22 protein-coding genes and 12 tRNA genes are annotated in these 25,680 nt (G+C 40.2%); 4 read left to right on the top strand and 30 right to left on the bottom strand.

Annotation, left to right across the window (positions count from 1 at the left end; all coding sequences use genetic code 11):
* Positions 1-8 precede the first annotated feature (8 nt).
* From GGD38_RS34330 to GGD38_RS34375, 10 genes are all read right to left on the bottom strand, one after another.
* Positions 9-1,055 carry an NAD-dependent epimerase/dehydratase family protein gene (locus tag GGD38_RS34330; protein ID WP_375297918.1) on the bottom strand — a complete coding sequence of 349 codons (1,047 nt, stop codon included), beginning with the start codon at positions 1,053-1,055 and terminating at the stop codon, positions 9-11.
* 2 nt (positions 1,056-1,057) lie between these two features.
* Positions 1,058-2,155 carry a CDP-glucose 4,6-dehydratase gene (rfbG, locus tag GGD38_RS34335; RefSeq protein WP_375297917.1) on the bottom strand — a complete coding sequence of 366 codons (1,098 nt, stop codon included), beginning with the start codon at positions 2,153-2,155 and terminating at the stop codon, positions 1,058-1,060.
* A 2-nt stretch (positions 2,156-2,157) separates the two neighbouring features.
* On the bottom strand, positions 2,158-2,928 hold the full coding sequence (rfbF, locus tag GGD38_RS34340; protein WP_375297916.1) for a glucose-1-phosphate cytidylyltransferase: 771 nt from the start codon (positions 2,926-2,928) through the stop codon (positions 2,158-2,160).
* 6 nt (positions 2,929-2,934) lie between these two features.
* A complete protein-coding gene (locus tag GGD38_RS34345) occupies positions 2,935-4,239 on the bottom strand; it encodes a polysaccharide ABC transporter ATP-binding protein (RefSeq protein WP_375297915.1) in 1,305 nt (434 codons plus the stop codon).
* A 12-nt stretch (positions 4,240-4,251) separates the two neighbouring features.
* Positions 4,252-5,181, bottom strand: coding sequence for an ABC transporter permease (locus GGD38_RS34350; RefSeq protein ID WP_375297914.1), 930 nt, complete (start codon positions 5,179-5,181; stop codon positions 4,252-4,254).
* A 27-nt stretch (positions 5,182-5,208) separates the two neighbouring features.
* Positions 5,209-7,590: a GumC family protein gene (locus GGD38_RS34355; protein WP_375297913.1), complete on the bottom strand. Its 2,382-nt coding sequence runs from the start codon at positions 7,588-7,590 to the stop codon at positions 5,209-5,211.
* Between the two features lie 72 nt (positions 7,591-7,662).
* Complete coding sequence (locus GGD38_RS34360) at positions 7,663-8,451, bottom strand: polysaccharide biosynthesis/export family protein (RefSeq protein WP_375297912.1); 789 nt, start codon at positions 8,449-8,451, stop codon at positions 7,663-7,665.
* 56 nt (positions 8,452-8,507) lie between these two features.
* Positions 8,508-8,969 (bottom strand): acyltransferase, encoded by a 462-nt coding sequence (locus GGD38_RS34365; RefSeq protein WP_375297911.1) that lies wholly within the window; start codon positions 8,967-8,969, stop codon positions 8,508-8,510.
* 1 nt (position 8,970) lies between these two features.
* Positions 8,971-9,975 (bottom strand): Gfo/Idh/MocA family protein, encoded by a 1,005-nt coding sequence (locus GGD38_RS34370; protein ID WP_375297910.1) that lies wholly within the window; start codon positions 9,973-9,975, stop codon positions 8,971-8,973.
* A 24-nt stretch (positions 9,976-9,999) separates the two neighbouring features.
* Positions 10,000-10,509: a UpxY family transcription antiterminator gene (locus GGD38_RS34375; RefSeq protein ID WP_375297909.1), complete on the bottom strand. Its 510-nt coding sequence runs from the start codon at positions 10,507-10,509 to the stop codon at positions 10,000-10,002.
* An 872-nt stretch (positions 10,510-11,381) separates the two neighbouring features.
* Between GGD38_RS34375 and GGD38_RS34380 the strand changes: the two genes are divergently transcribed.
* The 3 genes from GGD38_RS34380 (at position 11,382) to GGD38_RS34390 (ending at position 15,058) form a co-directional block, all read left to right on the top strand.
* On the top strand, positions 11,382-12,563 hold the full coding sequence (locus GGD38_RS34380; protein WP_375297908.1) for an acyltransferase family protein: 1,182 nt from the start codon (positions 11,382-11,384) through the stop codon (positions 12,561-12,563).
* A gap of 255 nt (positions 12,564-12,818) precedes the next feature.
* Positions 12,819-14,177 carry an MBOAT family O-acyltransferase gene (locus GGD38_RS34385; protein ID WP_375297907.1) on the top strand — a complete coding sequence of 453 codons (1,359 nt, stop codon included), beginning with the start codon at positions 12,819-12,821 and terminating at the stop codon, positions 14,175-14,177.
* Positions 14,177-15,058, top strand: a complete 882-nt coding sequence (locus tag GGD38_RS34390; RefSeq protein ID WP_375297906.1) for a hypothetical protein — start codon at positions 14,177-14,179, stop codon at positions 15,056-15,058. Before GGD38_RS34385 ends, GGD38_RS34390 begins: the two co-directional genes overlap by 1 nt.
* 12 nt (positions 15,059-15,070) lie before the next feature.
* On the opposite strand, the gene GGD38_RS34395 is transcribed toward GGD38_RS34390, so the two are convergent.
* Positions 15,071-15,604 carry a hypothetical protein gene (locus tag GGD38_RS34395; protein ID WP_375297905.1) on the bottom strand — a complete coding sequence of 178 codons (534 nt, stop codon included), beginning with the start codon at positions 15,602-15,604 and terminating at the stop codon, positions 15,071-15,073.
* Between the two features lie 145 nt (positions 15,605-15,749).
* Here GGD38_RS34395 and GGD38_RS34400 point away from each other — a divergent pair, with 145 nt between their 5' ends.
* Positions 15,750-16,853, top strand: coding sequence for a metallophosphoesterase (locus GGD38_RS34400; protein ID WP_375297904.1), 1,104 nt, complete (start codon positions 15,750-15,752; stop codon positions 16,851-16,853).
* Between the two features lie 46 nt (positions 16,854-16,899).
* On the opposite strand, the gene GGD38_RS34405 is transcribed toward GGD38_RS34400, so the two are convergent.
* The 19 genes from GGD38_RS34405 to GGD38_RS34495 all read right to left on the bottom strand — a co-directional run bounded on the left by GGD38_RS34405 (position 16,900) and on the right by GGD38_RS34495 (position 25,665).
* A complete protein-coding gene (locus tag GGD38_RS34405) occupies positions 16,900-18,363 on the bottom strand; it encodes an RtcB family protein (RefSeq protein ID WP_375297903.1) in 1,464 nt (487 codons plus the stop codon).
* A gap of 14 nt (positions 18,364-18,377) precedes the next feature.
* Positions 18,378-18,944, bottom strand: coding sequence for a DinB family protein (locus GGD38_RS34410; RefSeq protein WP_375297902.1), 567 nt, complete (start codon positions 18,942-18,944; stop codon positions 18,378-18,380).
* Positions 18,945-19,065: 121 nt separating this feature from the next.
* Positions 19,066-20,166, bottom strand: coding sequence for a slipin family protein (locus tag GGD38_RS34415; RefSeq protein ID WP_375297901.1), 1,101 nt, complete (start codon positions 20,164-20,166; stop codon positions 19,066-19,068).
* A 602-nt stretch (positions 20,167-20,768) separates the two neighbouring features.
* Complete coding sequence (locus GGD38_RS34420) at positions 20,769-21,515, bottom strand: hypothetical protein (RefSeq protein WP_375297900.1); 747 nt, start codon at positions 21,513-21,515, stop codon at positions 20,769-20,771.
* 155 nt (positions 21,516-21,670) lie between these two features.
* On the bottom strand, positions 21,671-22,153 hold the full coding sequence (locus GGD38_RS34425) for a ribonuclease H-like YkuK family protein (protein ID WP_375297899.1): 483 nt from the start codon (positions 22,151-22,153) through the stop codon (positions 21,671-21,673).
* 22 nt (positions 22,154-22,175) lie between these two features.
* Positions 22,176-23,249 (bottom strand): AAA family ATPase, encoded by a 1,074-nt coding sequence (locus tag GGD38_RS34430; RefSeq protein WP_375297898.1) that lies wholly within the window; start codon positions 23,247-23,249, stop codon positions 22,176-22,178.
* 254 nt (positions 23,250-23,503) lie between these two features.
* A tRNA-Glu gene (locus tag GGD38_RS34435) sits at positions 23,504-23,579 on the bottom strand.
* A gap of 8 nt (positions 23,580-23,587) precedes the next feature.
* Positions 23,588-23,659, bottom strand: a tRNA-Asn gene (locus GGD38_RS34440).
* Positions 23,660-23,675: 16 nt separating this feature from the next.
* Positions 23,676-23,748: transfer RNA gene (locus tag GGD38_RS34445), tRNA-Ile, on the bottom strand.
* A gap of 8 nt (positions 23,749-23,756) precedes the next feature.
* Positions 23,757-23,830: transfer RNA gene (locus GGD38_RS34450), tRNA-Arg, on the bottom strand.
* A gap of 5 nt (positions 23,831-23,835) precedes the next feature.
* A tRNA-Ile gene (locus tag GGD38_RS34455) sits at positions 23,836-23,908 on the bottom strand.
* 8 nt (positions 23,909-23,916) lie between these two features.
* A tRNA-Lys gene (locus GGD38_RS34460) sits at positions 23,917-23,991 on the bottom strand.
* A gap of 134 nt (positions 23,992-24,125) precedes the next feature.
* Positions 24,126-24,196, bottom strand: a tRNA-Arg gene (locus GGD38_RS34465).
* Positions 24,197-24,204: 8 nt separating this feature from the next.
* Positions 24,205-24,273: transfer RNA gene (locus tag GGD38_RS34470), tRNA-His, on the bottom strand.
* Positions 24,274-24,279: 6 nt separating this feature from the next.
* Positions 24,280-24,351: transfer RNA gene (locus GGD38_RS34475), tRNA-Gln, on the bottom strand.
* Between the two features lie 7 nt (positions 24,352-24,358).
* Positions 24,359-24,430 (bottom strand) — tRNA-Asp (locus GGD38_RS34480).
* A 6-nt stretch (positions 24,431-24,436) separates the two neighbouring features.
* Positions 24,437-24,508: transfer RNA gene (locus GGD38_RS34485), tRNA-Gly, on the bottom strand.
* Between the two features lie 11 nt (positions 24,509-24,519).
* Positions 24,520-24,592: transfer RNA gene (locus GGD38_RS34490), tRNA-Pro, on the bottom strand.
* Positions 24,593-24,684: 92 nt separating this feature from the next.
* A complete protein-coding gene (locus GGD38_RS34495) occupies positions 24,685-25,665 on the bottom strand; it encodes an RNA ligase (ATP) (protein WP_375297897.1) in 981 nt (326 codons plus the stop codon).
* Positions 25,666-25,680: the final 15 nt, after the last annotated feature.

A 25,680-nucleotide genomic window follows, 5' to 3' on the forward strand; every position in this document is an offset into this window, starting at 1 on the left:
TGATTGCCTTAATTAGTTAACCTGTAAAATTCAACAGTTTGTTGAATGGCTTTCTCAAGCGTGATACCTACTTCCAGGCCCAACTCATTCTTTGCCTTTTCTATTGAAGGAACGTAACGATTTGTTCCGGTTAAAGACGCAGTATTACCATGCTGAACATGCACGCTGTTATTGCCATGTTCAGCCACCAGGGCTGCTATATCCCGCAATGAGTGGGCATCATCTGAACCTACGTTGTATGGACAGGCAATCTTTCCTTTCAACAAAATGGTCCAAAGCCATATACACAGGTCTGCCGCATACAAGTAAGATCGTACGGGGGTTCCATCTCCTTTAATAAGAATGTCATTTTGCTCAATAACATTCTTTATAAAATTGCCTATTGCAAAACTACCATCCAGCGGCAAATAGGGGCCTACAAATGCAAAACACCTGGCTATTTTAACATCCAGGTTATATTGTTTATGATACAACGAACTCAGAAGTTCAGCCATTCTTTTACCTTCAGCATAAGTAGCTCCTGCATCATGTGTTTGTGGAGCACCATTGAATGTTTCTTCAAGGTGAGAAATGTCTGAAGGTTGTTTTCCGTACACGGCACCCGAGCTTGTAAATAAAACAGCTTTGGCTTTACAATAAGCAGCAAAGTCGAGCACGTGCCTGGTGCCCTGCACAATGATGTCAAGCATTTCAAGCGGCTTTTCTATGTGCAGGTTTATGTTTGTTTCTGAAGCTGCATGTATAATGTAATGCACTTCCATTGGCGGGAACTCAAAACTCCTGACATCTCCAACGATAAATTGGAGCTCTTTTTGATCTTTTAATTCGGGAAATTTTGAGAGAAAACTGTCGGCCGAGCGGGTTAGTATTACCAGCTTTGCCTGCAATTGTAACCTGGCATTGGCAAATAAGAAACTTTTTAACAGCCATATACCAAAGAAGCCGGTACCTCCTGTTACAAAAACTGTTTTTCCTTTAAGCAAAGGCCACAAATGACCTGTATGATCAGTTATGTATTGAAGGTCGGCTGTTATTATTGATTCCCTTTGTATCAAGTCTAGATAATCGCTTCTGTAACTGAAATAAAAGAATGTATCTGTGCGTCTGTTTTTTCTATAATAGCAGCAGCGTCTTCAAAATATTGTTTATACCAATCCATAGTAAGTTGAACGGCCTGGTAAGCATTCATCTTAGGCGTCCACTTTAATTCGGCATATGCCTTACTTATATCTAATTTCAGCAAACCGGCTTCATGCAATTCGCTGCCCGTTGCCAAACTTTCATATTCACCACCTCCCCAACTTTGGATAGCGATCTTTACCATTTGCTCAACTGGCAGCGCGTCGTTTGTGTACGGACCAAAATTATATGCCTGAGAATACACCAGTGGGTTTTCCGCCAGTTTCGATCCCAGTAAGAGATATCCCATAATAGGCTCAAGCACATGTTGCCATGGCCGTACTGATGAAGGATTTCTTATGATGATGGTTTTTTCGTTGCCCAGGGCTCTGGCAATATCAGGTAATAGTCTGTCTTTGGCCCAGTCGCCCCCGCCTATTACGTTACCGGCGCGGCCAACAGCTATACCTTTTTTATGCTGGTTGTACTTGTTAAGATTGAAGAACGAGTTACGGTATGAATCTATCACCAGTTCTGCACAGGCCTTGCTGGCGCTATAGGGATCATATCCGCCCAGCCTGTCTCCTTCCCGGTATGGGTGATGCCACTCGTTGTTATGATATACTTTATCTGTTGTTATTAATACAATAGAACAAGGTTTTTCCAGGTCTTTTGCAGCATCAAGCAAATTGGCCGTACCTATTGCATTTACTTCAAAGGTTTCAGATGGAATCTCATAAGATAGTCTCACGAGGGGTTGTGCGGCCAAATGAAATATAAAATCAGGTTGAAAAGAAAGCACTTCCTCCTTCAACCTTTTCCTGTTGCGAACATCATCAATTACTGACTCACACAAATGATCGCCACCTATCAGATGGTAAAGATCAAACTTGTTTTCAGGTTCAAGCGAATACCCTTTAACTTCTGCACCAATTAACTTCAAAACTTTTAAAAGCCAGGCGCCTTTAAAACCAGTATGGCCGGTTAAAAAAACCTTTTTACCATTATAAGTTTGATGTAACAGCGTTTTATTCATAGTTACCAGATTTTCCAAGGCGCATGATTGGTTTCCCACATTTCACTCAAATCATTTTTATCTTTCAGGGTATCCATCGGACGCCAGAACCCACTATGTTTATAGGCATACATTTGTCCTTCATGTGCAATTTGTTCCATGGGTTCTTTTTCCCACACAGTATCATCGCCTTTGATGTAATTAAAAATTTCCGGCTCACACACAAAGAAGCCGCCATTTATCCAGGACCCATCGCCTTTTGGTTTTTCAAAAAAGGAATGCACCTGGTTATTGTCTGAAAGTGTCAGGGCGCCAAATCTGCCCGAAGGCTGCACTGAAGTTACAGTGCAGAATTTTTTATGCTTTTTATGAAAATCAAGCAAGCTTTTTACATTGATATCGCTTACGCCATCGCCATAGGTAAGAAAGAATGGTTCATTGTTTACATGTGGCTGAATACGTTTTATTCTGCCACCGGTCATGGAATTGACACCCGTATCCACCAAAGTAATTTTCCAGGGCTCAGCTTGTGAATCATGTACATGCACCGAATTGTTCGACAGGTCAATGGTTACATCAGATTTGTGTAAAAAATAATTGGCGAAGTATTCTTTTATTACGTAGCCTTTGTAGCCAAGACAAATAACAAAATCATTAAACCCGTGGGCGGAGTAAATTTTCATAATATGCCATAGTATAGGCATTCCTCCAATTTCTACCATAGGTTTAGGTTTAAGAACAGTCTCTTCAGAAATCCTGGTCCCCAATCCACCCGCGAGTATTACTACTTTCATATAATTCTATGCATTTAAAAATTGCGTATTCCATTCCAGTTTCGGCCTTATCAAGCCTATCCATTCTCCGGTAAATTCTTTACGCATATCGCCAGTGTCGGTAACGCTAAACATCAGTACGTCCTGCGCTATCGCTAAGTCCTGACTATTCTCCGGAACTAAAAAGGCGCTTATGCGATAAGTTTTATCATTTAAAAAATTGGCGGGAACAACCATAGTCGATTTATATCGCCCTTTTTTAAGTGGTTTACCAAAGTATTTATCAACTGTTGTAGTTGCAGAAGGTCCAGTAAAAGAGGCTAAAATACATGTACCCATATTGTCAAGGATATGAATGCTTGGATATACCAGAGCATTTTCACGTGTAACTGTGTAATCAAGCTCAATTTTAATTTCATCCTTACTGTCAATGTTCCCGGTTATTTCATTTTTCGAAATAATTCGGATGGTATTGAAATACGCAGATTCACAAGACCTTGTATACTCTATATCACTTTCAGATATTTCACCTGTATTCTGCTTTCCAAAAGAAATGTATTCTTCGATAATCTTGCTGGTTGCACCCATGCTGTGCATAGTACCATTTCTAAGAAAAATTGCCTTATTACATAAGTTAGCTACTGCACCCATGTTATGGCTTACGAACAATACCGTTCTACCGTCATTTACACTCACATCCTGCATTCTCCCCAGGCACTTTTTTTGGAATTCGGCGTCGCCAACCGCCAGAACTTCATCTACCACTAATATTTCCGGCTCCAAAAATGCGGCAACAGCAAAAGCCAATCGAACATACATGCCCGAAGAGTACCTTTTTACAGGCGTATCGATGTATCGCTCCACTCCGGCAAAATCAACAATCTCGTCAAACTTCCTTTTAATTTCATGTTTACGCATGCCGAGGATCGCCCCGTTCAGAAAAATATTTTCACGCCCCGTTAATTCAGGATGAAAACCAGTACCCACTTCCAGCAAACTCGCAATTCTGCCTTTCAATTTTACAGATCCTGTTGTAGGGGAAGTAACCCTGCTTAATACTTTCAGTAGTGTGCTTTTTCCCGCACCGTTGCGTCCCACAATTCCTACGGCATCACCTTGCTGTATTTCAAAATTTACATCTTTTAAACTCCAAACAATATCACTTGCACCTTTGGTGGTTCTGTCGTTGGTTTCACCAATTTTTAAAAACGGATCTTCCTTACCTCTTAGTTTATACCAGGCTCTTTCAATATCCCTTGACAAAGTACCTGTACTGAACTCTCCTAATTGATAGGCTTTGGAAAGATTTTCTGCTTTTATCGCTATTGCCATTAATGTTCAATATTAAACAGTATCCACAAAGTTTTTCTCGACCTTATTAAAAATAAATATACCTAGTAATAAAACGACTAAAGAAACTATAACACTATACGCAAAAGCAAATGAATAAAACTGGCCTTTATTGAGAAATCCATATCTAAACGTTTCAATAAGACCGGTAAGCGGGTTGAGTGTAAGAATTTTTTTATAAAACGGATCGGTAATGGTCGACAATGGGTAAATGATAGGTGTTGCATACATGGCCAGTTGTATGCCAAAGGTTACTAAGAAAGCAAGGTCGCGGTACTTATTAGTTAATGCGGTAATAATCAATCCCCATCCTAAGCCCTGCAACGCCATTAACAATATGATAATGGGAAATAAAAGTACAAACTCATTAGGATGTACGGGCTTACCTTTTATTATCATGAACCACAAAAGCATACCAACAAACAATAAAAACTGCACGCTAAACTTTACCAGGTTAGATAATACAATACTGAGCGGCATTATTAACCGGGGGAAATATACTTTTCCGAAAATACTGGCATTGTCTTTAAAAACGGTACTGGTTTTTGTAAGACACTCCGCAAAATAATTCCAGGCTATGGTACCGGTTAAATAAAACAGCGGCGCAGGCACACCATCAGTACCAATACCCGCCATTCGCGCAAATACAAATGTGAAAATAACAGTTGTGAAAATGGGCTGAATAAAAAACCAAAGCGGTCCAAATATGGTTTGCTTATAAAAAGAGACAAAATCGCGGCGCACCAGCAACATCAGCAGGTCACGGTACTGCCAAACTTCTTTGATATGTAAATTAAATAAATTGGTATTAGGTTTTATTTCAGAATCCCACTGTTCAGTTACTGCACTACCATTATTCTTTGAATCCGTTTCTTTTCCTGCCGGAGCACCATGTTTGGTATTATAGGCCAGATCATTTTCCATTAGCATGTAATTACGCTCGAGATTGAACTATTTTTTTGATTTCACGATTCGTTTAAACAACTTTCCAATTTTGCCATTGCCATTGGAGCCTGATTCATAATAACCGTTCGACTGGCCGTATCCATAGCCATAACCATAGCCATAACCTCCATAATTTCCGTATCCATAATAATGCGAAGAAGCCTTTATATCATTTACCAGCAAACCTATTTTGGGAAGTTTATTTTTGTTGTACAGTTCTTCAATAAAGTGTAACTGCTTTTTCAGGGTATATCCCATACGTACAATATACAAAGTACTATCTGCATACTTGCCAAGCGTATAGGCATCACTTACCAACCCTACCGGTGCAGTATCGATGATCACCACATCAAATGTTTGCTTTAAGTATGCGAATAACTCATTCATTTTTTCATTGAGCAATATCTCCGATGGGTTGGGCGGAATAGGTCCGCAAGCGACAATATATAAATTATCTACTCCCGGCACCTGCTGAGGCAGCGACGAAACAGGTATATCACTTACCAAAAAGTTACTGATCCCCTTTGCCCGGGATAAATCAAGGCTCTTGGAAATTTTCGGTTTGCGTATATCAAATTCCAGTACTACTGTTTTCTTTCCCGCCAATGCCATTACTGCGCCTGTATTAATACTCACAAAGGATTTTCCTTCTCCACTAAATGTACTGGTTACCAGTATTACCGGATTACTGGTATTACTTATCATATATTGAATATTGGTACGTACCATTCTGAATTGCTCGGTAACCACATCCCGTTTATTCTTTCGTACCATCAACACTTCTTTATCCTGCGAATGCCCGATCTCACCAAATATTGGCGCATCAGTGATCCTGGTAATATCAGGCCTGCTGCCGACTTTATCGTTTAATAATTCCTTGACATAGATAATGCCAATAGGTATTACCAACCCAAGGAAAATTGCCATCAATTTTATGCTGCCCGGGCTCGGTTTAACAGGCGCTCCGCTGGCGATAGCGCCATCAACTATTTGTGAATTAGATACGGTTGCAGCGAGAGAGATAGCTGTTTCTTCGCGCTTTTGCAGCAAAAATAAATACAGATTTTGCTTAATGCCCTGCTGGCGGGTAATTTCAAGCAATTCCTTTTCCTTTATAGGTACTGAATTGATCTTCGAATTGTACTGCTGGTTCTTTTGCTTCATGGAATTTAGTTGCAAATCCTGTGAAGTTTTTAAATTCTTCAGGTTCTCCAGGAGGTCGCTACGCAATTTTTCCAGTTGCCCCTCTAATACCTTAACGGTAACATTGCTTGCCGTGGTTGTTTTTAGTTGCGCGTCCAGCTTTAACTGAAACTGGTTATACTGGGTAATCAACTCTGCTAATGTATTATCATCTATACCCAAACTGGTAGGCACTATTTCATGCTCGTTTTTTTGATCGCCTATATATTCCTGCAGAAAAGTGGTAATCCGTTGTTTTACCTCCAACTCTGATATCTGTTTATCGATCTCTGATTGGTTATTCAAAAATATTTCAGATTGGGAAGAAAGATTGATCACATTGTTTTCCTGCTTATACTTTTGCAAGTCCTTTTCCACATCCCCCAGTTCACGGGTAATAAGATTTAACCGCTCATTAATGAAGGAAATAGTACGCGATGCTGTTTGATTTTTATCCTCAACATTCAGCTTGCTGTATTCATTCATCAACTGATTTATGATATCCTTTGCTAAAACAGGATCAGGGCTCAAATACGTTATCGCTAAAATGTTAGATTGATCTTTTGTTGGAGCAACACTCAGTCCCCCCAATACACCAAATGCGGCACTCTCGAGCGGTTCCCAGGTAAGAATTTGTTCTTTATATTGTGTTCCTTTGAACAGGCTATCATTTTTGTTAATACTGAATGTAGTGCCGGCATATTGAAACGGTTGCCCAAAAGCGTACTTCTTCTCACCTTCCTGACCAAGCGTAAACTCACGATCATTTACAATGTGAACATCAAAAGTGGCCGACTGAGATGGGCTTGCCAGATTAATTACCTGCAGCGAAAGCGGACCGGCAGGATAATTAAGCGTAGTTTTAATATTACCTTTTACATAAGATTTTTTCTGTAACCCTAATGAAGCAGCCACGCGCTTTGCCAGGCTCAGCGACATCAAAACTTCAACCTCACTGTTTAAATTACCACGTCCACCGGAAAAGTATACTTCATCAAATTCTCCACCCATTTTAGGCGATGACTTGTCTGTTTTTATTAACAGCGTTGCCCTCGCGCTGTACAAGGGAGTAGTATAGCGCAGATAAGCATAAGCAAATATCAACGCAATACTTATAGAAATGACAATTAACGGCAGGTAGCGTATATAACGCATTATAAGATCCCTAACCGATATTTTTACATTTTCATTTTCTTTCTGATTCATTACAGCTTTTTAATAAGTATGTAAAGGTAATTGCCGTTGTTTTTATTGTACAGACAGGGGGATTGGGTTTGTCTAATTATTGAATATGTTATAAACAATTGCACCGATTGATATAATACTTGCAACGGCAGATAATATAGTGAGATTCCGATACATTTGTTGATCACTTCCGGTTTGCTTTCTTTCATTCGCCTGCACCATTACTACATCGTTTTGCTGAAGATTAAAATAAGGTGACTGGAAAATCTTGGGATCTTTTAAATTGATTTGACCAAATTCACGTTTACCTTCCTTTTCCCTTACAACAATTAAGTTATCCCTTCTGCCATATATAGTGAGGTCGCCGGCCAAACCAACCAGCTCCAGTATTGTTAATTTTTCCTCCGGTATTGAATATGGCCCCGGTTTATTCACTTCGCCCAAAATATTCACATGAAAATTCATGAACCGAACTTCAGTAAATGGATTGGTAAGATATGTCTTGAGCTTTTCATCCATCATTTGTATCAACTGCTGCTTGGTTAAACCCTCCACATGTAATTCACCTAAATTTGGAAAGCGAATATTGCCCTGTTGATCAACAAGATATCCCGAAACGCCCCCCCCTGCTTTAGCCCCTTGCGGATTGAACATTGTAGTAGCCTCCAAATTATCGCTATATACTGCGATGCTTAACAAATCGCCTTTTTGGATGATAACCTCCTTAACAGCCACCTTTAAATTATCTGGGATGTTCAGGTTTCCGTCAAGGTATTTCAATTCTTCCCTGGCTTTTTTCGCACTGGCGCACGAACCCATAAACATTACAACTACCATAAAAATACAAGCCTGTATAAAACGAGATACGGGCAATTGCAACATATTATTAAGTATTAATGACTAGGTTAATAACTATTCTCTACGAATCTAAATAAAATCTATAAACGCCGAATCAACTTCGCCGGGTTACCGGCATAGACACCCTTTATTTTAATATCCTTCGTTACCACGGCCCCGGCCCCTATCACCGCACCGTCACATACAGTAACCGGTAACATAGTAACATTGGAGCCTATTGAAACATTATTTCCAATTGTGGTAGTCTTCCAGGCATTTCTATCACCGGCCGGCCCGCCATTTGAAAACAAATCATTAACAAACATTACACCGTGCCCAACAAAACAATCGTTCCCAATGTTAACACCGTCACAAATAAAACTGTGTGACTGCACCCGGGTGCGATCTCCCACAACTACATTACTTTGTATTTCCACAAAAGGGCCAACAAAACAGTTATCACCAATTTTGCATTCGTATAGGTTAACAGGTTGTACAAGTTTTACATTCTTCCCCAAAACAACATCCCGTATTTGCGATGATAAAATGATGGGCTGATTCATATTAAATGGCAGCGGAATAAATTTTTTCAATTATCGATACCGTCTTTAAACCATCTAATGCACTGGTGGTTATTGTACCATTATTCTGCAGTACATCAATCAGATTATCATACACTTTGTCGTGATTACTCATAGAACCCTGATAAGAGCCATACTGATTGGCGGTATTACCAGCAGGTAAATCGCCAATTGTATAGTTCTGTATGTTCTGATATTCCAGTTCGTTCAAATATTGACCGCCGATCTTCACCGTACCCTTCTCGCCAAAAATGGTCAATGAACCTTCCATATTCTTATCGTAACTGTTCACCGTGTAATTAATGCCGCCCAGGGCGCCATTCGCAAATTTCAACAGTACAACTCCTGTATCTTCAAATTCAATAGCATTTCCATGCGCGTAATTCTGCATCATTGCCCGAACTTCGGTTATGTCACCTAACATCCAATACAACAAGTCAATAAAATGGCTGAACTGTGTATACAATGTTCCTCCGTCTAACGTCTTCGTTCCTTTCCACGAGTTGGCATAATAGGGTAGTCCACGGTTCCAGAAACAATTGAGCTGAATGCTGTAAACTTTTCCAAGCCGCCCTTCCTCAAGTGCCTTCTTTACAGCAACCACCGGTGGGTTATAGCGATTTTGTTTTATAATAAACAAACGCTTACCGGCGGCTTCGGCAGCCTCAATCATTTTTTTGCAATCACTGGTTTTCAGTGCCATTGGCTTTTCGCACAAAACATGAAAGCCAGCCTTTAATCCTTTAATGCTATGCTCAGCATGCAAACCGTTGGGTGTACATATTGAGATCACGTCTACATCAGTACTGCTTTTTAGCAATTCCTCATAGCTATCATAAGCTATAGCCTCATACTCTTTTGCAAGTTGATCGGCCTTCTCTTTTTCAATGTCGCAAACCGCCGCCAGTATCCCTTTGCGACTTATATGTTCTGCATGTCGTTGGGCTATTCGTCCGCAGCCAATAATAGCAAACCGGAGTTTCTTCATACAGCTGTACTATTAACCCAATAACTATTTTTCAAGCACTATGATCTTCGTTTTATCAATATAGGCTGAAAGTATAAATCCAATACTTTCAATAACCACTTCCACCTTCTTATTCATTACTTTCTTCACAGTACCTTCCTTGCCCATCAATATCCCGCTTTGCACCATTACCTTTTTACCCTCCTTAATATCAATTGCCCTTACTTCTACATCATGATGATCGTTCAGGAATTTCTTTATGGTGTCAATCTCCTTCTCTTTAATGAGAGCAGGTTTTCCTAACCAGTAAATAAAGTTTACCACACCCTGCGTCATCCGCACCTGTGTTTTTTCATCTTCATTCACTTTTACAAAAACATACGATTTAAACAGCGGCTCATCTACTATCTTAATACGATCGCTCCATTTGCGATGAACTTTATTAAGCGGGCAATAGCTTTCAATTCCTTTTTCTTCCAATAGCTTATGCACCTTCTTTTCCCAGCGGGGTCGGGTATAAACAGCAAACCATTTTTTTGATGTTTGTGCAGCCATAAAAACAAGGCAAGGAAAAACAAATGTGCCTTCTAATCTGTAGTAATGGTCAACAAAGCGCTTATTCAAAAACCAGGCAGAGCTTCGCCTCCTCGGTCACAGGAAATCTCCCATAACCGAATGGCTATCAGCCAGTTAAATCATCGCCTTTGTTCAGTTTAAACAATAATAAAAGGGCATAAGTGAGTTACTTCAAATGAAGTTCTCCTTATACCCTTCCACTATGAAATATATTTAGCGTAACAATTAGTTCTTCCACAGGAATTCTTTCCATGTTTTTATTTCTAAAGCATGGAAGTTTTAACCCTTCGGTACTTCCATCGGCAAAAGCCTGCAAATGCCTACTGAACGGGTGCAAATATAGGTGTTTTTTAATGTGTGTACACTTCCTCAAAAAATCTTAATCCCTTATTTTTCAATCAAAAATGCCAATTCCTCAGTCCCAATCTGTTATCAATAATTTAATATACACATTAAAGTAAAAAACCAATATCATACTCAATTTCCCCCGCGATTGGCGCAAGGTAAATAATCATTTCAATAATATGCTTTAGACATGCTTTAAAACATAAAGTATTATTTACCTATTTATTAAACCGGATGATAAACAGAAGAAATGTGAATACCCCTATGATGGTGGATTTCAGAAAAACCTACACGATATTGAAAACTTGCTATTCCCTATACTTCAGGCAACGTTAAAGATCATGGCAAAAACGCATATGATTTCATAAATATTGTTTTTTTTACCACGCTATCATTTGTTCGCAAAAAACCGCATGAATTTAACTTCCATTGTTAGCCCAGCTTCGCTTTCAATATCTTGGTTACTGTTTGTGGGTTCCTTATCTTTCCTATATAAATGTACCACTTTGGAAAAACGCTTCTATTCCCTTGATGTGTTCCGGGGCGCAACAGTAGCTTTAATGATCTTAGTTAACAACCCCGGTAGCTGGTCGAATTTATATGCCCCGCTTGCCCATGCTCCCTGGCATGGATGTACCCCTACCGACCTTGTTTTTCCTTTCTTTTTATTTGCAGTTGGCAACGCATTATCATTTGTTATGCCCCGGCTCGAAACGGCAGGTACTGCCGCCTTTCTTAAAAAAGTATTTACCCGCTCGGCACTTATATTCCTGATCGGCTTTTTCTTAAACTGGTCGCCTTTTATCCGGTACGACGAAAACGACCGGCTTGTTTTTAAAGCATGGGAATATGCAGGCTCAAATGGTTCAATAATCGGCATTCGCATTTTTGGCGTACTGCAACGAATTGCATGCTGTTATTTATTTGCTTCACTTATCATTTACTTCTTCAAAATACGCGGCGCATTTGTAACTGCCTTTGTACTATTAATGACATATTGGATGTTATGCCTGTTCCTGGGCCATCCCGCCGACCCATACAGCATGAATGGCTATTTTGGCGTAGGCGTCGACAAAGCCATCCTGGGCGAATCGCATATGTATCATGGCGAAGGCGTGGCTTTCGATCCCGAAGGTATTACCAGTACGTTGCCTGCCATTGTTCAGGTGATCTTTGGTTACTTTGTTGGCTTTTATATTCAGCAAAAAGGCAAGAACCTCGATATGCTTGCCCACCTGTTGATCGCCGGTTGTATTTTGATTTTCACCGGCTATGCCTGGGATATGTTGTTCCCCATTAACAAAAAAATATGGACCAGCTCTTATGTACTTTATACAACAGGCCTGGCCATAATGGTACTTTCATTGTGTATTTTCTTAATTGAATTCAAAGAAGCTAAAGGCGCATGGAGCCGATTTTTCGATGTATTTGGCAAGAACGCCCTCTTCATTTTTTTCCTGAGTGGATTTTTACCCCGCATAATTGCCCTTTTCCGTTGGGTAGATCATATCGACGATGAAGGCAGGAAGGTATATACAAGTGCCCTGCCCTGGTTTTACCAGCATGTATGCAAACCTGTCTCTGACAATCTGAAAAATGGATCTTTACTGTATGCCATTTGTATGATCGCCTTTTACTGGGTGATTGTGTATTTAATGGATAAAAAGAAAATTTACATCAAAGTATAAGGTTGTTATCAGGGCTATTAAAACAATGATATCAACAAGATATTTAAAAAAATGGATGCTATCTTTGTTCCATGTGTATATTAGAATAATTAATATTACTAAAATCCTTTACTTTCGGCCTCCAAAATATTTTTGCAATAAACCCTAGCAAAGAGAAAGATGCTTTTTAATTCGTTTGCCTTCATGGCATTCCTGCCAATAGTTTTCCTTTTATACTGGTTTGTATTCAACAGAAATTTAAAACAACAAAATCTGTTGATATTAGTTGCAAGCTATGTTTTTTACGGCTGGTGGAGTTGGAAGTTCCTTATCTTATTAGCAGGTTCTACATTGTTAGACTTTCTTTATGGCTTTGGGGTAGCATCCAAGAACAGAAGCAAGGCAAAATTATTCCTGTGGCTGGGTGTTATAAATAACCTGGGAATTCTGGCCGTTTTTAAATACTATAATTTTTTTGCTTTACAATTTCAACAAGGCTTTGAACTAATTGGTCTACACGTTAATCCGGTATTGCTCAATGTAGCATTACCAGTTGGCATTTCCTTCTATACATTCCACGGCATGTCGTATGTATTTGATATTTATAGGGGGGTACGACAGCCAGTTGCCAGTTTTTTTGAATATGCAGTATTCGTTTGCTTTTTTCCGCTATTGGTAGCCGGTCCCATTGAGCGGGCCAATCACCTGCTGCCACAGGTGCAAACTAAACGTGTATTTAATTATAGCCAGATGGTAGAGGGTTGCCGGTTAATGCTGTGGGGAATGTTCAAAAAAATGGTAATTGCAGACGGTATAGCGATCGCAGTTGATGACATTTTTAAAAATTATCCTTCTCACAGTGCCTATAGCCTTATTGTAGGCGCTATAGGCTTCAGCTTTCAGATCTATTGCGACTTTAGCGGTTATTCTGATATTGCATTAGGAACATCAAAATTATTCGGTTTTGAACTGTTAAGTAATTTTAGATTCCCTTACTTTTCACGCGATATTGCGGAGTTTTGGAGAAGATGGCATATATCTCTTTCTTCCTGGTTCAGGGACTATCTATACATACCACTGGGTGGCTCAAAAAATGGCAAACTAACCGCCGTCAGAAATACGTTCATCATCTTTTTAGTAAGCGGCTTTTGGCATGGTGCGAGCTGGAATTTTATAATTTGGGGTGGCATACATGCCATAGGCTTTCTGCCATTGTTGTTGTTAAATAAAAATCGAAAAAATGTTACCGAGGTTGTAGCTTATGACCGAAAGCTTCCAAACGTAAAAGAATTGTGGCAAATGTTAACTACCTTTTTATTCGTAACGTTTGCCTGGATATTTTTCCGCATTGATGGCTTAAGTAATGCTGTCGGATATTGTAAACAGATCATAGTTAACTCAATACAAGACCCCGGTCAATATCTTCGCAGGCCGCCTGGGTTGTCAATTTATATTTACATAATCCCCTTATTGCTTATAGATTGGTGGTTGAGAAGAAACGAGAGAGTGGTACGACTAACTAATTTTCGGGTTGTAAATTGGTTAATTGCGTTAGTTATGGCATTTTTTATTATCAATAACTTTTTAGGCTATTTAGACGTAAAACCAACTAGCTTCATTTATTTTGAATTCTAATGAGCACGTTATTAAAAAAAATATTCTTTTTCTTCCTGGTTAGTTTCTCAGCTTTTTTTCTGCTGAAATTTTCACTCAGAAATTTTCAGCAAAAAAATTACAATTCTGCTTTTGTAGATAAACTTAAAATACTCAAGGCAAATAAACTCAACAGAAAGATCATCTTATTTGGAGGTTCTTCCGTTGGATGGGGATTTTCGGCCGAATTGATTGAGCACAAGCTGGGCATCAAAACGATAAATCTTGGTCATAGCATGGGATTTGGGCTAACCGAAATTCAACCCTTTCTTATGCAAAATTTAACCAGCGACGATATCATCGTATTTTCGCCCGAATGGAAATTTTATACCAGCCCGGAATATTATGACACTGCTACTTTGGAAAATTTATACAGGTATAATTATGAATATGGGAAATTGATAGGCAACGTTAAATACGAAATCAAATCTTATTTATCCAAGATCCAATTGGGTATAGGCCAACTCGAAAACCACAACACTGCCTACATTTACAATTGTCTGAATAAAAACGGCGATGTCATTTCACAATGCAATTTAACAGGACCGGGTCCAAGATATTATGGAATAGACAATACGCCATTAAAGCTCGACGTATTTCCCAAATACTTTCCTTTTTTGCTTACTCATAAAGTAATATTCGCATTTCCTCCTACGCAAGAACGTATTTATAAGGAATTCGGTAACAGGCTAAACTTCATTCAGAAATCAGTATTAGATCAGCATTATCTGATGGTTGATAGTGTAAAAGACAACGTTTATCCACAGTCGGTATTTTTTGATGCCGAATATCACATTACCTGTGATACACGCACGCACAGAACCGAAAAACTAATTTCCTATTTACAAAAGTTTATTAAATAACCAGCGAAATCCTTAAATAACTACTTTTCGCAGCAGGCGAAACACCAGGCAGATGGCAATAAACAGCGCCGACAAAATTACTATAGAAAATTTGGTAGTGGCCATGTCATATGCCAGCAATACCGACCAGCGGGTAGGCGTACCCTGCAGGCTTTTTAACATGGCAATATTTTCAATTACATCACATATGCCGGCTACTATTAACAAATAGGCCACAAACTTGCCGGTACGCATCAATATTTCATGACCGCTTAACCGGCCAAAATAAAGACTGGCAACCAACAGCCCCGACGTATAAAAAACTATAAAAAGAAAATCGATGTAAATGCCAATAATGGCATGGTTCAACTTGCCATATGTTTCCCAATACTGAACTGTTCTTTCGGCCACTGCCAGTTCTTTAGCCAGTTCGAATCGAACTATTTCACCGGTCGACAATGGCGCCATGTACCATTTTGTAGCAATAATAAAGAGGCAATTAATGGCCAGTAATACCCAAAACCAGCGTTGCAAATTTGCAGGGGGCGCAAACGATAGTTGTTTCATGGAAGCATGTATTTTGTTCGCAGGCAATCCTGGATATTTTAAGCAGACTGCCTGTTTGAAATAGTTGGGCAGGGATTCGGGAGAGATTTGCTATCTTACTAAAGTAATAAATTTCAGGCAATTGAAAAAAACCTGATTTTTAACTATGAAAAAATTGTTGCAACGCTTATTTAAAAGGCCCGTAACCTGGCTGGCCGAACGTTTATCATCCTCACCCAAAAAAGACCAGGTATTTGCCTCATTAACAGCATTATTAGAGAATATTCAAACTAAAGAAACCGGTGGCATTAAAGTTCCCTTTGATCTCAATACCGGCAAGTTCATAATATTCTCCGATGAACATAAAGGCGCCCGCGACCTCGCCGATGACTTTCGACTGGCAGAAAAAAACTACCTCAGCGCACTCGACTATTATTATAAGAACGGATTCTACTTTATTAATCTGGGCGATTGTGAAGAACTTTGGGAGAACAAGCCTGATATTGTAATGGAGAAGAATAAAGATGAATTTCAGGCTGAATTACGCTTTATGCACGACAACCGCTATTACCGCATCTTTGGCAACCACGATCTTCAATGGAAATTCGATTTTCCACGTTTGCGTTTTCTAAAACCCGTTTTTGGCGATAAACTAAAGATATATGAAGGGTTAGCACTTACCACAACCTACAACAACCGCGAATACACAATCTTCTGCACACATGGTCACCAGGGCGATCAAAAAAGCGATGGCAATGCTTTCAGTACCTGGTTTGTAGCAGCTGTTTGGACACCCATACAACGCTTTCTGGAGATAAGCATCAACAGCACATCCGATTCTTTTGAATTGGTCGACAAACATAATATCATAATGTATGAATGGAGCGCCACTCAAAAAGACCTGCTGTTTATATCAGGACACACGCATAAGCCGGTATTTGCTTCTCTCGACCATATTGAACGGCTTACCAAACAACTGGAGAAAGCAAAAGCAAAACAGGATACAGCAAATATTCAAAGTCTCGAAGAACAGTTGGAGAGAAGAAAAGCTGAATATGCAGGAAAGCAATTTCATAAAACCATGGTCATCCCTTCTTATTTCAACAGCGGCTGCTGTTGCTTTGCCGATGGGGATATTACCGGTATTGAAATTGACGGCGATAACATAAGTTTGATCAAGTGGAAAGAAGAAAACGGGCAATCGCGCCGTATTATACTGGAGCAAAGCCCGCTTTCTTATGTTTTCGAAAAAATATCAGTTACACAATAAGCTTAAATGATTATGCCGAAGTGAGGGTACTTCGGACATAGATCATTTACTCACCGTCCAATTGGTTTTTAACTTTCCATTTCTTTGGTTCAGTACCATCCATTTTTACAATTTTGGGCATGAACTTACCAACAACATCTACCAGTGACGACTGGCTTTTCATCACCGTTTCAATATCCTTGTAAGCGTGTGGTGCTTCATCTAATCCACCACCCAGCAATTTCACGCCAAAGCGCTGCAATTGCTCTTTCAATTCTTTATGTGTAATGGAATTCAAAGCTTTCGTACGGCTCATTCTTCTACCCGCACCATGCGATGCAGAAGAAACGGAAGCTGCCACTCCTTTTCCTTTTACAATAAAGCCCGGGGCGGTCATTGATCCGGGAATGATACCCAAAACATCTTTACCTGCAGGTGTTGCACCTTTACGGTGAACGATCAGTTCCTTCATTTTTCCATCATCACCGATCATCATTTCCTTCCAGGCAAAATTGTGATGGTTCTCAACCATTGTCAATGGTTTTTCGCCTATTGCTTTTGCAAGTTTTGCATGAATTACATGATGACATGCTGATGCATAATCACCGGCCAGGTTCATTGCCATCCAGTACTCGATACCTTCAGTTTCATATAAACCCAACCAGGCCAAATTGGCCGCATCGCCAGGCAAACGTCTTTTCTCGCGCGCTATTCTGGTGTAATGGTTAGCGATATTAGCGCCCAATGCTCTTGAACCGGAATGCGTTAACAATCCAATATACAAGCCGGCATCTATACCAAGGATAGCATCTTTTTCGGTGACCTCAACCAAACCAAATTCTGCAAAGTGGTTACCCGATCCGCTTGACCCTAGTTGCTTCCAGGCCCTTGTTTGCAATTCTTTCAATAACGGCAATTCATCAAACTCCTTCCGTTCCATCACCTCATGATCAACGGGGTCATCAAATATTTTTCCGCTACCAAACAAAGTGGCATCATTCAATTCACGTGCAAAGAAATGCTCGCGCTGTACCAGTTGTTTGGGATCAATAGGGAAAACACTCAAACACATACGGCATCCGATATCAACACCTACGCCGTAAGGGATCACCGCATTTTCTGTTGCGAGTACGCCACCTATAGGCAGTCCATAACCGGCATGCGCATCGGGCATTAAAGCGCCCGCAACACTTATTGGCAAACGCGCCGCCTGGTTCATTTGATGCATAGCCGCTTCTTCAATATACTCCGCGCCAAATACATTAAAATGAATACCAGTTTTATTCAATTCAATTATTTCACCCGGCTCCTGTTCTTTCTGTGGTATAAGTTGCTGGGCTATTAACCCTAATACGGCATCATTCTCATACTCTACAGGAGCGCTCAGAATCTTTTTCAATAAATCCATCACATCCTCCTTTTTCTCATACTTATAATTCTTCTCCATTACATTCATCGCTATGCTTATCACGGGTCCTTCGGGATAACCTATAGCCCGTAACTCTTTTCCTGAAATCTTTAACTTAGCCATTGTTTGTTTTTTATTCAACTAACACCCAGGTTAAATTCAATTTCAACACGCTCCATTTGGGTAATATGTCTTTTTGCGTGCTGCACCAGAAAGTATATATAATGGTAAACGTCAATTTTACCCAGATTATTTACACTCATCATGGTTTTATACAGTACACCTTCGCCGTGTTGCAAGGCAAGTAAGTGGTTATGGCATTGCTTCAATTGTTGTTCCAGCTCATGCCGTATTTCAGTTACCCGCATTCTGCCACGTGGCTCCATATGACCAGGCCGGCTCCATTCAAATGCCCTGTGCTGACCAATCACTTTTAAACGTTCCCAATCAAGATCATAATCGGCCAGACTGCCCAAAAAATCATATTTCTTTGATCTTTCAAGCGCCTTTCTGGTGCCTTTACTTATAAGCATCAGCAAATAATGGTTAGTCAGTGATACATGTTCCAATATTTTGCGAATGCTCCATCCCTTATTATCGGGCATATAATTCAACAGCTCACTTTCAATATCAAACCATTTGAACAATTCATCAAAGGTTTGTGTGAGCTCTATTTCAATTGTATTTATTACTTCGGTCATCATAAAAAATTCTTTTACGGGTTACTTACTTTAATTTAACCGAATGGGAATAAAGCAGTCCCCGCCGTTGCGGGGGCCTGCTTTAATTTTCAAGGCTATACAACTTACAATCAAAAAAAGCTTGTTACTTCTGTGATACCAGTATCTGTTTCAACTGATCTATTAATACACCATTGCCGTTTATGCTGATGTTACTGATCTTATCAGCTATCTTTTCCACATATTCCATTTCTTTCAGCTTCCACAACATGGCATTATCTTCCATCAGCTTGGCGGTATTCAACAGGCTTCGGGTACTCGCAGCTTCTTCCCGACGCATAATGATGTTTGCCTGTGCTTTCTTTTCGGCAACCAACACCTGGTTCATGATCTCCTTCACATCGCCTGGCAGAATAATATCACGGATCCCAAATCCACTCACTTCCACACCCAGCGCTTCGGCATTGCCTTTTACAGATTCAAGGATGTATGGAGTGATACTTTCTTTCTTCTCTAACAGTTCATCGAATGGTAATCGGCCAACATATTCACGCAGTGCCAACTGAAATAACACATACAGTTGGTAGCTGAAGTCTTTATTTTGTAACACAGCCTTTTCAATATCTTTCACTTTATACTGCGCCCAGGCGTTTATACGCAAAGCTGCTTTGTCTTTGGTCAAAATTTCCTGGCCATTGATCTCTGCCTGTTGCTGACGCATATCAAGTTTGTTCACCAGTACTGCTATTCCATTTTTCCAGCAGTTGTAAACGCCGGCATCAAGGGTTTGCACAAATTTTCCATCTACATACAAAACACCCTTTTCATGGCTTTCCACTGTAAAGCTGCGTACGTAAGGCGCTATCAGTTTATTTTGTAAAGTGGCACGATCGATGTTCTCAGTGATCTCCACTTTACTAATATCGGCACGTACAAAATCGTACACGATCGCACTTTTCCAAAATGTGTAACGCCCGGCATTAAGCACCTGCTTCAGCAAACCGTTCTCGTACTGCAATACGATCTCATTATTTTTAACATCTACCACATGCAGTGCATCTGCCAAAGCCACATCCTGCAACAGAATGTTCAATTCAACAGGCGCCACAAATGGTTGCAGTATATTATAAACATGTACTGTTTCGTTTTTCCAGAACCAGTAACTGCCTTCTTTTAACATACGTTGGTATACACCTCGCTTAAATACCAGGGCAACCTGGTAAGCGTTCACACGAATATTTTTCATTGGTACTCTTTTTAAAGGTTAAAAAATAAAGCCGGTATTATCTTCCATCCCGTAATTGCGGAAACAATATTTACCGGCGCTCGCTATACCAGTTCGTCATTGTAACATTTGTTGCAGCATCTTCAACAAACTGTTCTTTGATCGAAGGGATATAAACCCCGCCAACTCCTGATTGCCTGCAAGGCATTTACGAGATTGCGATGCCGCCCTTTGCGGAACCGCGGGTCAATAACCCGGCTTTATGTTGCGATCACCATTTTTTAGGAAGCGGTGTACTTCCTCAAATCCAAGCATTAGGAATGCTTTGCGTTGCCAATTACGCTAATCCCTCTTGTGAAGGATGTGGGACTCGAACCCACATTATTGAAGTCTGTTGCTCTACCACTGAGCTATCCTGTCATGTGACAAGAAAGGGAGTCGAACCCCTGACCCACAGGTTATAGCAGGCATACTCCGATTGTAACACAGCATACAGATAGTTACTACGTCTGCACTGTTGTGCCTCATTGAAACACCAACCACGGTTGTTTTCAATCGGCTATATACCTGTCTTCCCGTTAGGGAAGCTTTTTATTGCATCGTGTTCCGATGCAGTTAATATTTTATAATAAACCTTCTTCAATATCATTCAGAAGAAGATGAACAGGGCGGTTTTTACAAGGGTTCTTAACAGGAAACCTAAGATCGTCAAAGCCTTTCCCATAAGAACATTTTCCGTAAACCAGTTTTTCCACGCGACACCGATGATTATTCCATTCCAGGTAATCATCTATCTCATGCATTCTTTTCTCAAGCTCAACATCTTTTTTTCTTACTTTATCGATCATATTAGGCCTAACACGCAATACAAAACGCCATGGTTCGCAAAAAACATATCGTTTAATAAGTTCACGCTTCCAGGTGTATTCCCAGTGTTCATAGAAAAACTGCCTTTCAACCTCGGTAAACCCCATTCTCTCAAACTGATAAGAATATGGCCTTAATAAAGACTGCGTTTTAACTCCATATTTATTTCTGCCATACCTTCTTTTACGAACCCTGAAATCTTTTCTATAACTCCAATCGTGCGTGTTTATCTTTTTCAAAATGTTATCAAAGAACTCAGCATGTTTACTTCTTGCAACATCTTCACGTAATACAAAATTTCGTTTCCATCCTTTCTGAACAGGTGGTGTAAGCGGTTCCCAGCCAAGATTTCTTTGCAGGCGCCTTAACATTCTATTTTCCTTATGCAGGCGTATCAATTGTTTATCAAAATCCTCATACTGCATGCGCTTTTTTTGCCTTACAGTACGCAGTCGATACGAAAGAATTTCAGTACCGAATTCACGAACGAGTTTTGTGTCCATAATGATCTTTTTTGTTTCGATCGAAAACTGCGGTGCCATTGCTCCATTGTCATTTTCTTCATTATGAACTGTGTACTCTTTTTCATTGTAAAATGTTTTAGCGGATTAATTATTTTGAAACTTACCCAGGGCTTTTACACCCCGGATAAGTATTTTTATTGAACTACTTTATTCGCACAGCTTGTGCTGGCAAAAGCGTAAGGTTTGGCCTTGAACTCAAAACCCATACCCATAATGTAGCCCATGGCCTCTTTCAATGCATCGTTACTTTTAAAGTTGGGGTTGGTATTGATGTCGGCATGCACCTCCATATCAACGTTGTAAATAGTAAACACGTGACAAAGCGCGTATGCGATCTCTATACTTTTTGAAACCTCTGTTAACATACGTTGTTTTATGTTCATCTTTTGCATGGTAGATTCGTTATGTATAAACATAAAACCACCTTTGCCTTTGCGAATGAACACGATCACCGTTGCGAATTCGGTTTCTCTACCCTTAACCTGGCTATCGGTACCTATACACACCTTTACTGTGTGTCCCATCTCCTTTTCACGAACCAGTACGGCCCTTACTTCATCTTCAATGGGTTTTTTAATAATTGTACCGTCTAACCGCCTCCAATGCTGATGTTCCATGGTTTACCTCCATTCTGTATATTTAGTTTTCAATCAAATTGCGTCTGAAACCAATCACTTCTACCCTGTTTGCCTGCGGTTCTTTTTCATGCGGGTTGGCAATCTCTGCAATTGTCATTGGTTGTTTAATTTCTGTGTTCAACCCCAAATGACTGCTTAACCGCTTTGCTTTTGAAACACTCAATTTTCCAAACTCATATTTTGCGATCAATCTTCCCTTTCGCATCAATGCGCTATCTACCAGTGTGAGCGAATTATTGAAAGTGCATATGAGTTGAACGTTTAGAAAATCGGCCAGTAACCCATCTGAAATATTCAGCAGGTTAGATACTGATGAACCCGAATTGTATTTGCGGTCCATGATAATGTTCTCTGCATCTTCAATGATCACAACCGTGTTAGGATTATCGATCAGCATCTCAATAAACTCAGGGTTCATCAGATTGCCCGCTACTGAGGGCGACAAAAACATTACCCGCTTTTTGATCTTTCCGATCAGGTATCGCAGATAGGTTGTTTTTCCTGTTCCCGGTAAACCATGCAACAACACAATCCCCTTATCATTCTTTTTATTCAACCGCTGCCTGATCACATTATCCACTTCCTTGAAGTCATCTTCGTAAAAAAGATCGAGGTCAAGTTTTGTGCGTTTTATCTCCATAGCTTTCAGATCGAGCCCCTGCCCATCCTGCACCATTAAATTGATCTCGAGCGGTTGCCGTCTTTGCCGTTCCCTGAATTTGCCTGCCAGATCTGTAATTGCATTTAGCAATTCAGGATTAGCTCCATCGTGCAGGATCTCACAGTAATGTTCATCGAACTCAATAAGGCAATTGCCTTCCAGCACAACGATCGTTTTATCGAACTGAAACTTCTTTTTCTTACGTTCGTACCAACGATACTGGTGTATGTGCTTTATTTTACCACCCAATTGCTCCTTAAGCGCTTCAAATATCTTTTCCCCGTCTACCTGGCTCATAAAGCTCAGGCTGGGTAACACGTTAAAATAGTACAGGTATAATACTTTATTATCCAGATAGCGACGCCCAAACACATTGTTGGTATTTATCACCTTCTGTGCAAATAAATTCTCCATATTTTTTATTAAATAGTTAATAGATGTATGATCCTTTGTTCAACAAAGAATGTATCCGCTAACTATTTCATTACAAGAGTGCGCATAACCTGTTGTTTTAGCACGGGCTCTTCGACTCGAACGAAGACTATCGGTTTTGGAGACGCGACATGCTGCCATTACATTAAGCCCATATTTTGTGGTGCCTCGCGGAATCGAACCACGATGATCCCGGCTTCAACGGGATGCAATAGAACCATCTCTGTCAAAGCACCTGGTAGTCTGTATGAGGATCGAACTCATCCACCTGGTTCGAAAGACCAGTGCCCTAACCAACTAGGCGAACAGACCAATTTTTGCGGATGATGAAAGATTCGAACTTTCGACCCTGCCCTTAACAGGGGCACGCTCTACCACTGAGCTAATCATCCAATTTTTTATTTACTGTTGACCCGATCGGACTCGAACCGATAGCCTTGTGCGTATAAGGCACCTGCTCCAACCGTTGAGCTACAGGTCATTTTTTTGTTGGCCCGATGAGATTCGAACTCATAGTCTTCCGGGTAGAAGCCGGATGCTTAATCCAGTTAAGCTACGGACCAGTTAGTGATGACTGACAGACTCGAACTGTCAACCTGTATCGTATCAGAATACTGCTCTACCAATTGAGCTAAGTCATCTTTTATTGTTGGCCCGATGAGACTCGAACTCATGATCCCCCGGGTAAAAGCCGGGTACTTTAATCCAACTAAGCTACGGGCCACTGAACTACTCTTTAACTACGCAATAGAACTGCGCAATAAAGATCATTCTCTTAATTTCTCTCTTATTCTTCAACACTACAAAGATGCACACCTAACTGCGCAGCATACTTGCGTATTAAAAACTTTTTTTTTGCTGACTTAGAAAGATTCGAACTTTCATCCCTGCGTTCGTAGCACAGTATTCTTCCGTTGAACTATAAGTCAGTATCGGGTGCGCTGCGGGGTTCGAACCCTGATCTTCCCGTTCACAGCGGGACACTTTACCATTAAGCTACAGCCACCATTTGTTGTTGAGATAGGATTCGAACCTATACCATCAGTGTCAAAGACTGAGATGCTAACCGTTACACCACACAACATTTTCAGCGGTTCGTAAGGGAATCGAACCCTTAGTTCAGGATAGACAATCCGGAGTGTTAGCCGTTACACCAACGAACCATTAAGAGCAGCACCAGAGATTCGAACTCTGTCTTCCAGATTGGAAGTCTGGAGCGCAACCATCAACGCTTGTACTGCTTTTTTCTAAGTATAGGAGACAGGACTCGAACCTGCAGCCTCCCCGATCCAAACGGGGTATCCGACCAACCGGAATACTCCTATATTTTGTAGCGGTCATGGCAGCCGCTACATGTTTTCATAAGGGTTTAATTATAGTAAGGCTTAATGGTCAATGAACTTTTTACAACTCCTAACTATTCACCATATTTCAATAAGAACTCATTACTGATAGCTTTAAAAGAAACCAGATCTTTACTTTCCTTTAACCTGATGACAATACCTTCCGACATTACACTTCCATTCATTGGTGAAAATATTTCCGACATACTTAAAATGTCATCGATATTGTTTTCTAACCGGTAATTATCGTTTATTACAGGTACAGTTGGTAGATCCAGCTCTTCCATCATCTTCATCCATTCATGAAACATAGCGTACCTGTACTCATCAATTAAGAACACACTAAAAACAAATACGTGTTGCCCTTTCAGCTTCAACTTGTTTCCCTGTATACCTTCACCTACCAGTTCACCCTGTATGGCAATGTTGCATCCAATACGTCTAAGCTTTTCTTCTATATTGAATTGACGTGCAGTTTTCCAGTACAAATTGTCCTCATTTTCTTCCAGCTCCAAATTGCGACTGCAAACACCAAATACACCATCCTTTATAAAATAGGTAACTGAAGTACCATCCAGCTTTTCAGTGATGTAGCACGCAGCGCCTTTATGGGTATCGAGTAAATCCTGTAATACCTGAACACGGGTTTCATCAGTTTTAGGAATAAAAGAAGGAAATCCTCCTTTCATTATCCCCTGCATATTAACCGGTACAGGAGGTTCGTACTTTACAATGTTCAATACATCAGTAACATCTACACCTTCTTCAACCTGTATGTTGTTTGGAAGAATATTCAGTGGAAAACAAATTCCCTGCGATATCTGTCCGCGCAATTTGATCGTACGAATTCTGAAGTTCCTGTTTCGAAGAAATTCAAACTCAGGTTTATCGGGTAGTATGCTATCTATTTCAACATACACGCACAAGTCGCCTGGCTTAAACTCATCTTTCTTTATTACCAGTTGCCATCCCAACACTGTTGCTTTCACAATTGAATCGGCATTAGCAATGGGCTCAATACTTTTTATTCTTTGTATACTTGCCAGCTTTCTCATGATTAAGTTTTTTTG

The sequence above is a fragment of the Niastella sp. OAS944 genome (assembly GCA_024809215.1).
Lineage (GTDB): Bacteria > Bacteroidota > Bacteroidia > Chitinophagales > Chitinophagaceae > Niastella.

Bases quoted from the DNA above. Each gene is read 5' to 3' on its own strand.
- GGD38_RS34405 (WP_375297903.1), bottom strand. From the start codon at position 18,363: ATGGCTAAGTTAAAGATTTCAGGAAAAGAGTTACGGGCTATAGGTTAT.
- GGD38_RS34355 (WP_375297913.1), bottom strand. From the start codon at position 7,590: ATGAATCAGAAAGAAAATGAAAATGTAAAAATATCGGTTAGGGATCTT.
- GGD38_RS34350 (WP_375297914.1), bottom strand. From the start codon at position 5,181: ATGGAAAATGATCTGGCCTATAATACCAAACATGGTGCTCCGGCAGGA.
- GGD38_RS34420 (WP_375297900.1), bottom strand. From the start codon at position 21,515: ATGGACACAAAACTCGTTCGTGAATTCGGTACTGAAATTCTTTCGTAT.
- GGD38_RS34365 (WP_375297911.1), bottom strand. From the start codon at position 8,969: ATGAATCAGCCCATCATTTTATCATCGCAAATACGGGATGTTGTTTTG.
- rfbF (WP_375297916.1), bottom strand. From the start codon at position 2,928: ATGAAAGTAGTAATACTCGCGGGTGGATTGGGGACCAGGATTTCTGAA.
- GGD38_RS34415 (WP_375297901.1), bottom strand. From the start codon at position 20,166: ATGAAAAATATTCGTGTGAACGCTTACCAGGTTGCCCTGGTATTTAAG.
- GGD38_RS34360 (WP_375297912.1), bottom strand. From the start codon at position 8,451: ATGTTGCAATTGCCCGTATCTCGTTTTATACAGGCTTGTATTTTTATG.
- GGD38_RS34425 (WP_375297899.1), bottom strand. From the start codon at position 22,153: ATGGAACATCAGCATTGGAGGCGGTTAGACGGTACAATTATTAAAAAA.
- GGD38_RS34375 (WP_375297909.1), bottom strand. From the start codon at position 10,509: ATGGCTGCACAAACATCAAAAAAATGGTTTGCTGTTTATACCCGACCC.
- GGD38_RS34395 (WP_375297905.1), bottom strand. From the start codon at position 15,604: ATGAAACAACTATCGTTTGCGCCCCCTGCAAATTTGCAACGCTGGTTT.
- GGD38_RS34430 (WP_375297898.1), bottom strand. From the start codon at position 23,249: ATGGAGAATTTATTTGCACAGAAGGTGATAAATACCAACAATGTGTTT.
- GGD38_RS34370 (WP_375297910.1), bottom strand. From the start codon at position 9,975: ATGAAGAAACTCCGGTTTGCTATTATTGGCTGCGGACGAATAGCCCAA.
- GGD38_RS34400 (WP_375297904.1), top strand. From the start codon at position 15,750: ATGAAAAAATTGTTGCAACGCTTATTTAAAAGGCCCGTAACCTGGCTG.
- GGD38_RS34390 (WP_375297906.1), top strand. From the start codon at position 14,177: ATGAGCACGTTATTAAAAAAAATATTCTTTTTCTTCCTGGTTAGTTTC.
- GGD38_RS34410 (WP_375297902.1), bottom strand. From the start codon at position 18,944: ATGATGACCGAAGTAATAAATACAATTGAAATAGAGCTCACACAAACC.
- rfbG (WP_375297917.1), bottom strand. From the start codon at position 2,155: ATGAATAAAACGCTGTTACATCAAACTTATAATGGTAAAAAGGTTTTT.
- GGD38_RS34495 (WP_375297897.1), bottom strand. From the start codon at position 25,665: ATGAGAAAGCTGGCAAGTATACAAAGAATAAAAAGTATTGAGCCCATT.
- GGD38_RS34345 (WP_375297915.1), bottom strand. From the start codon at position 4,239: ATGGCAATAGCGATAAAAGCAGAAAATCTTTCCAAAGCCTATCAATTA.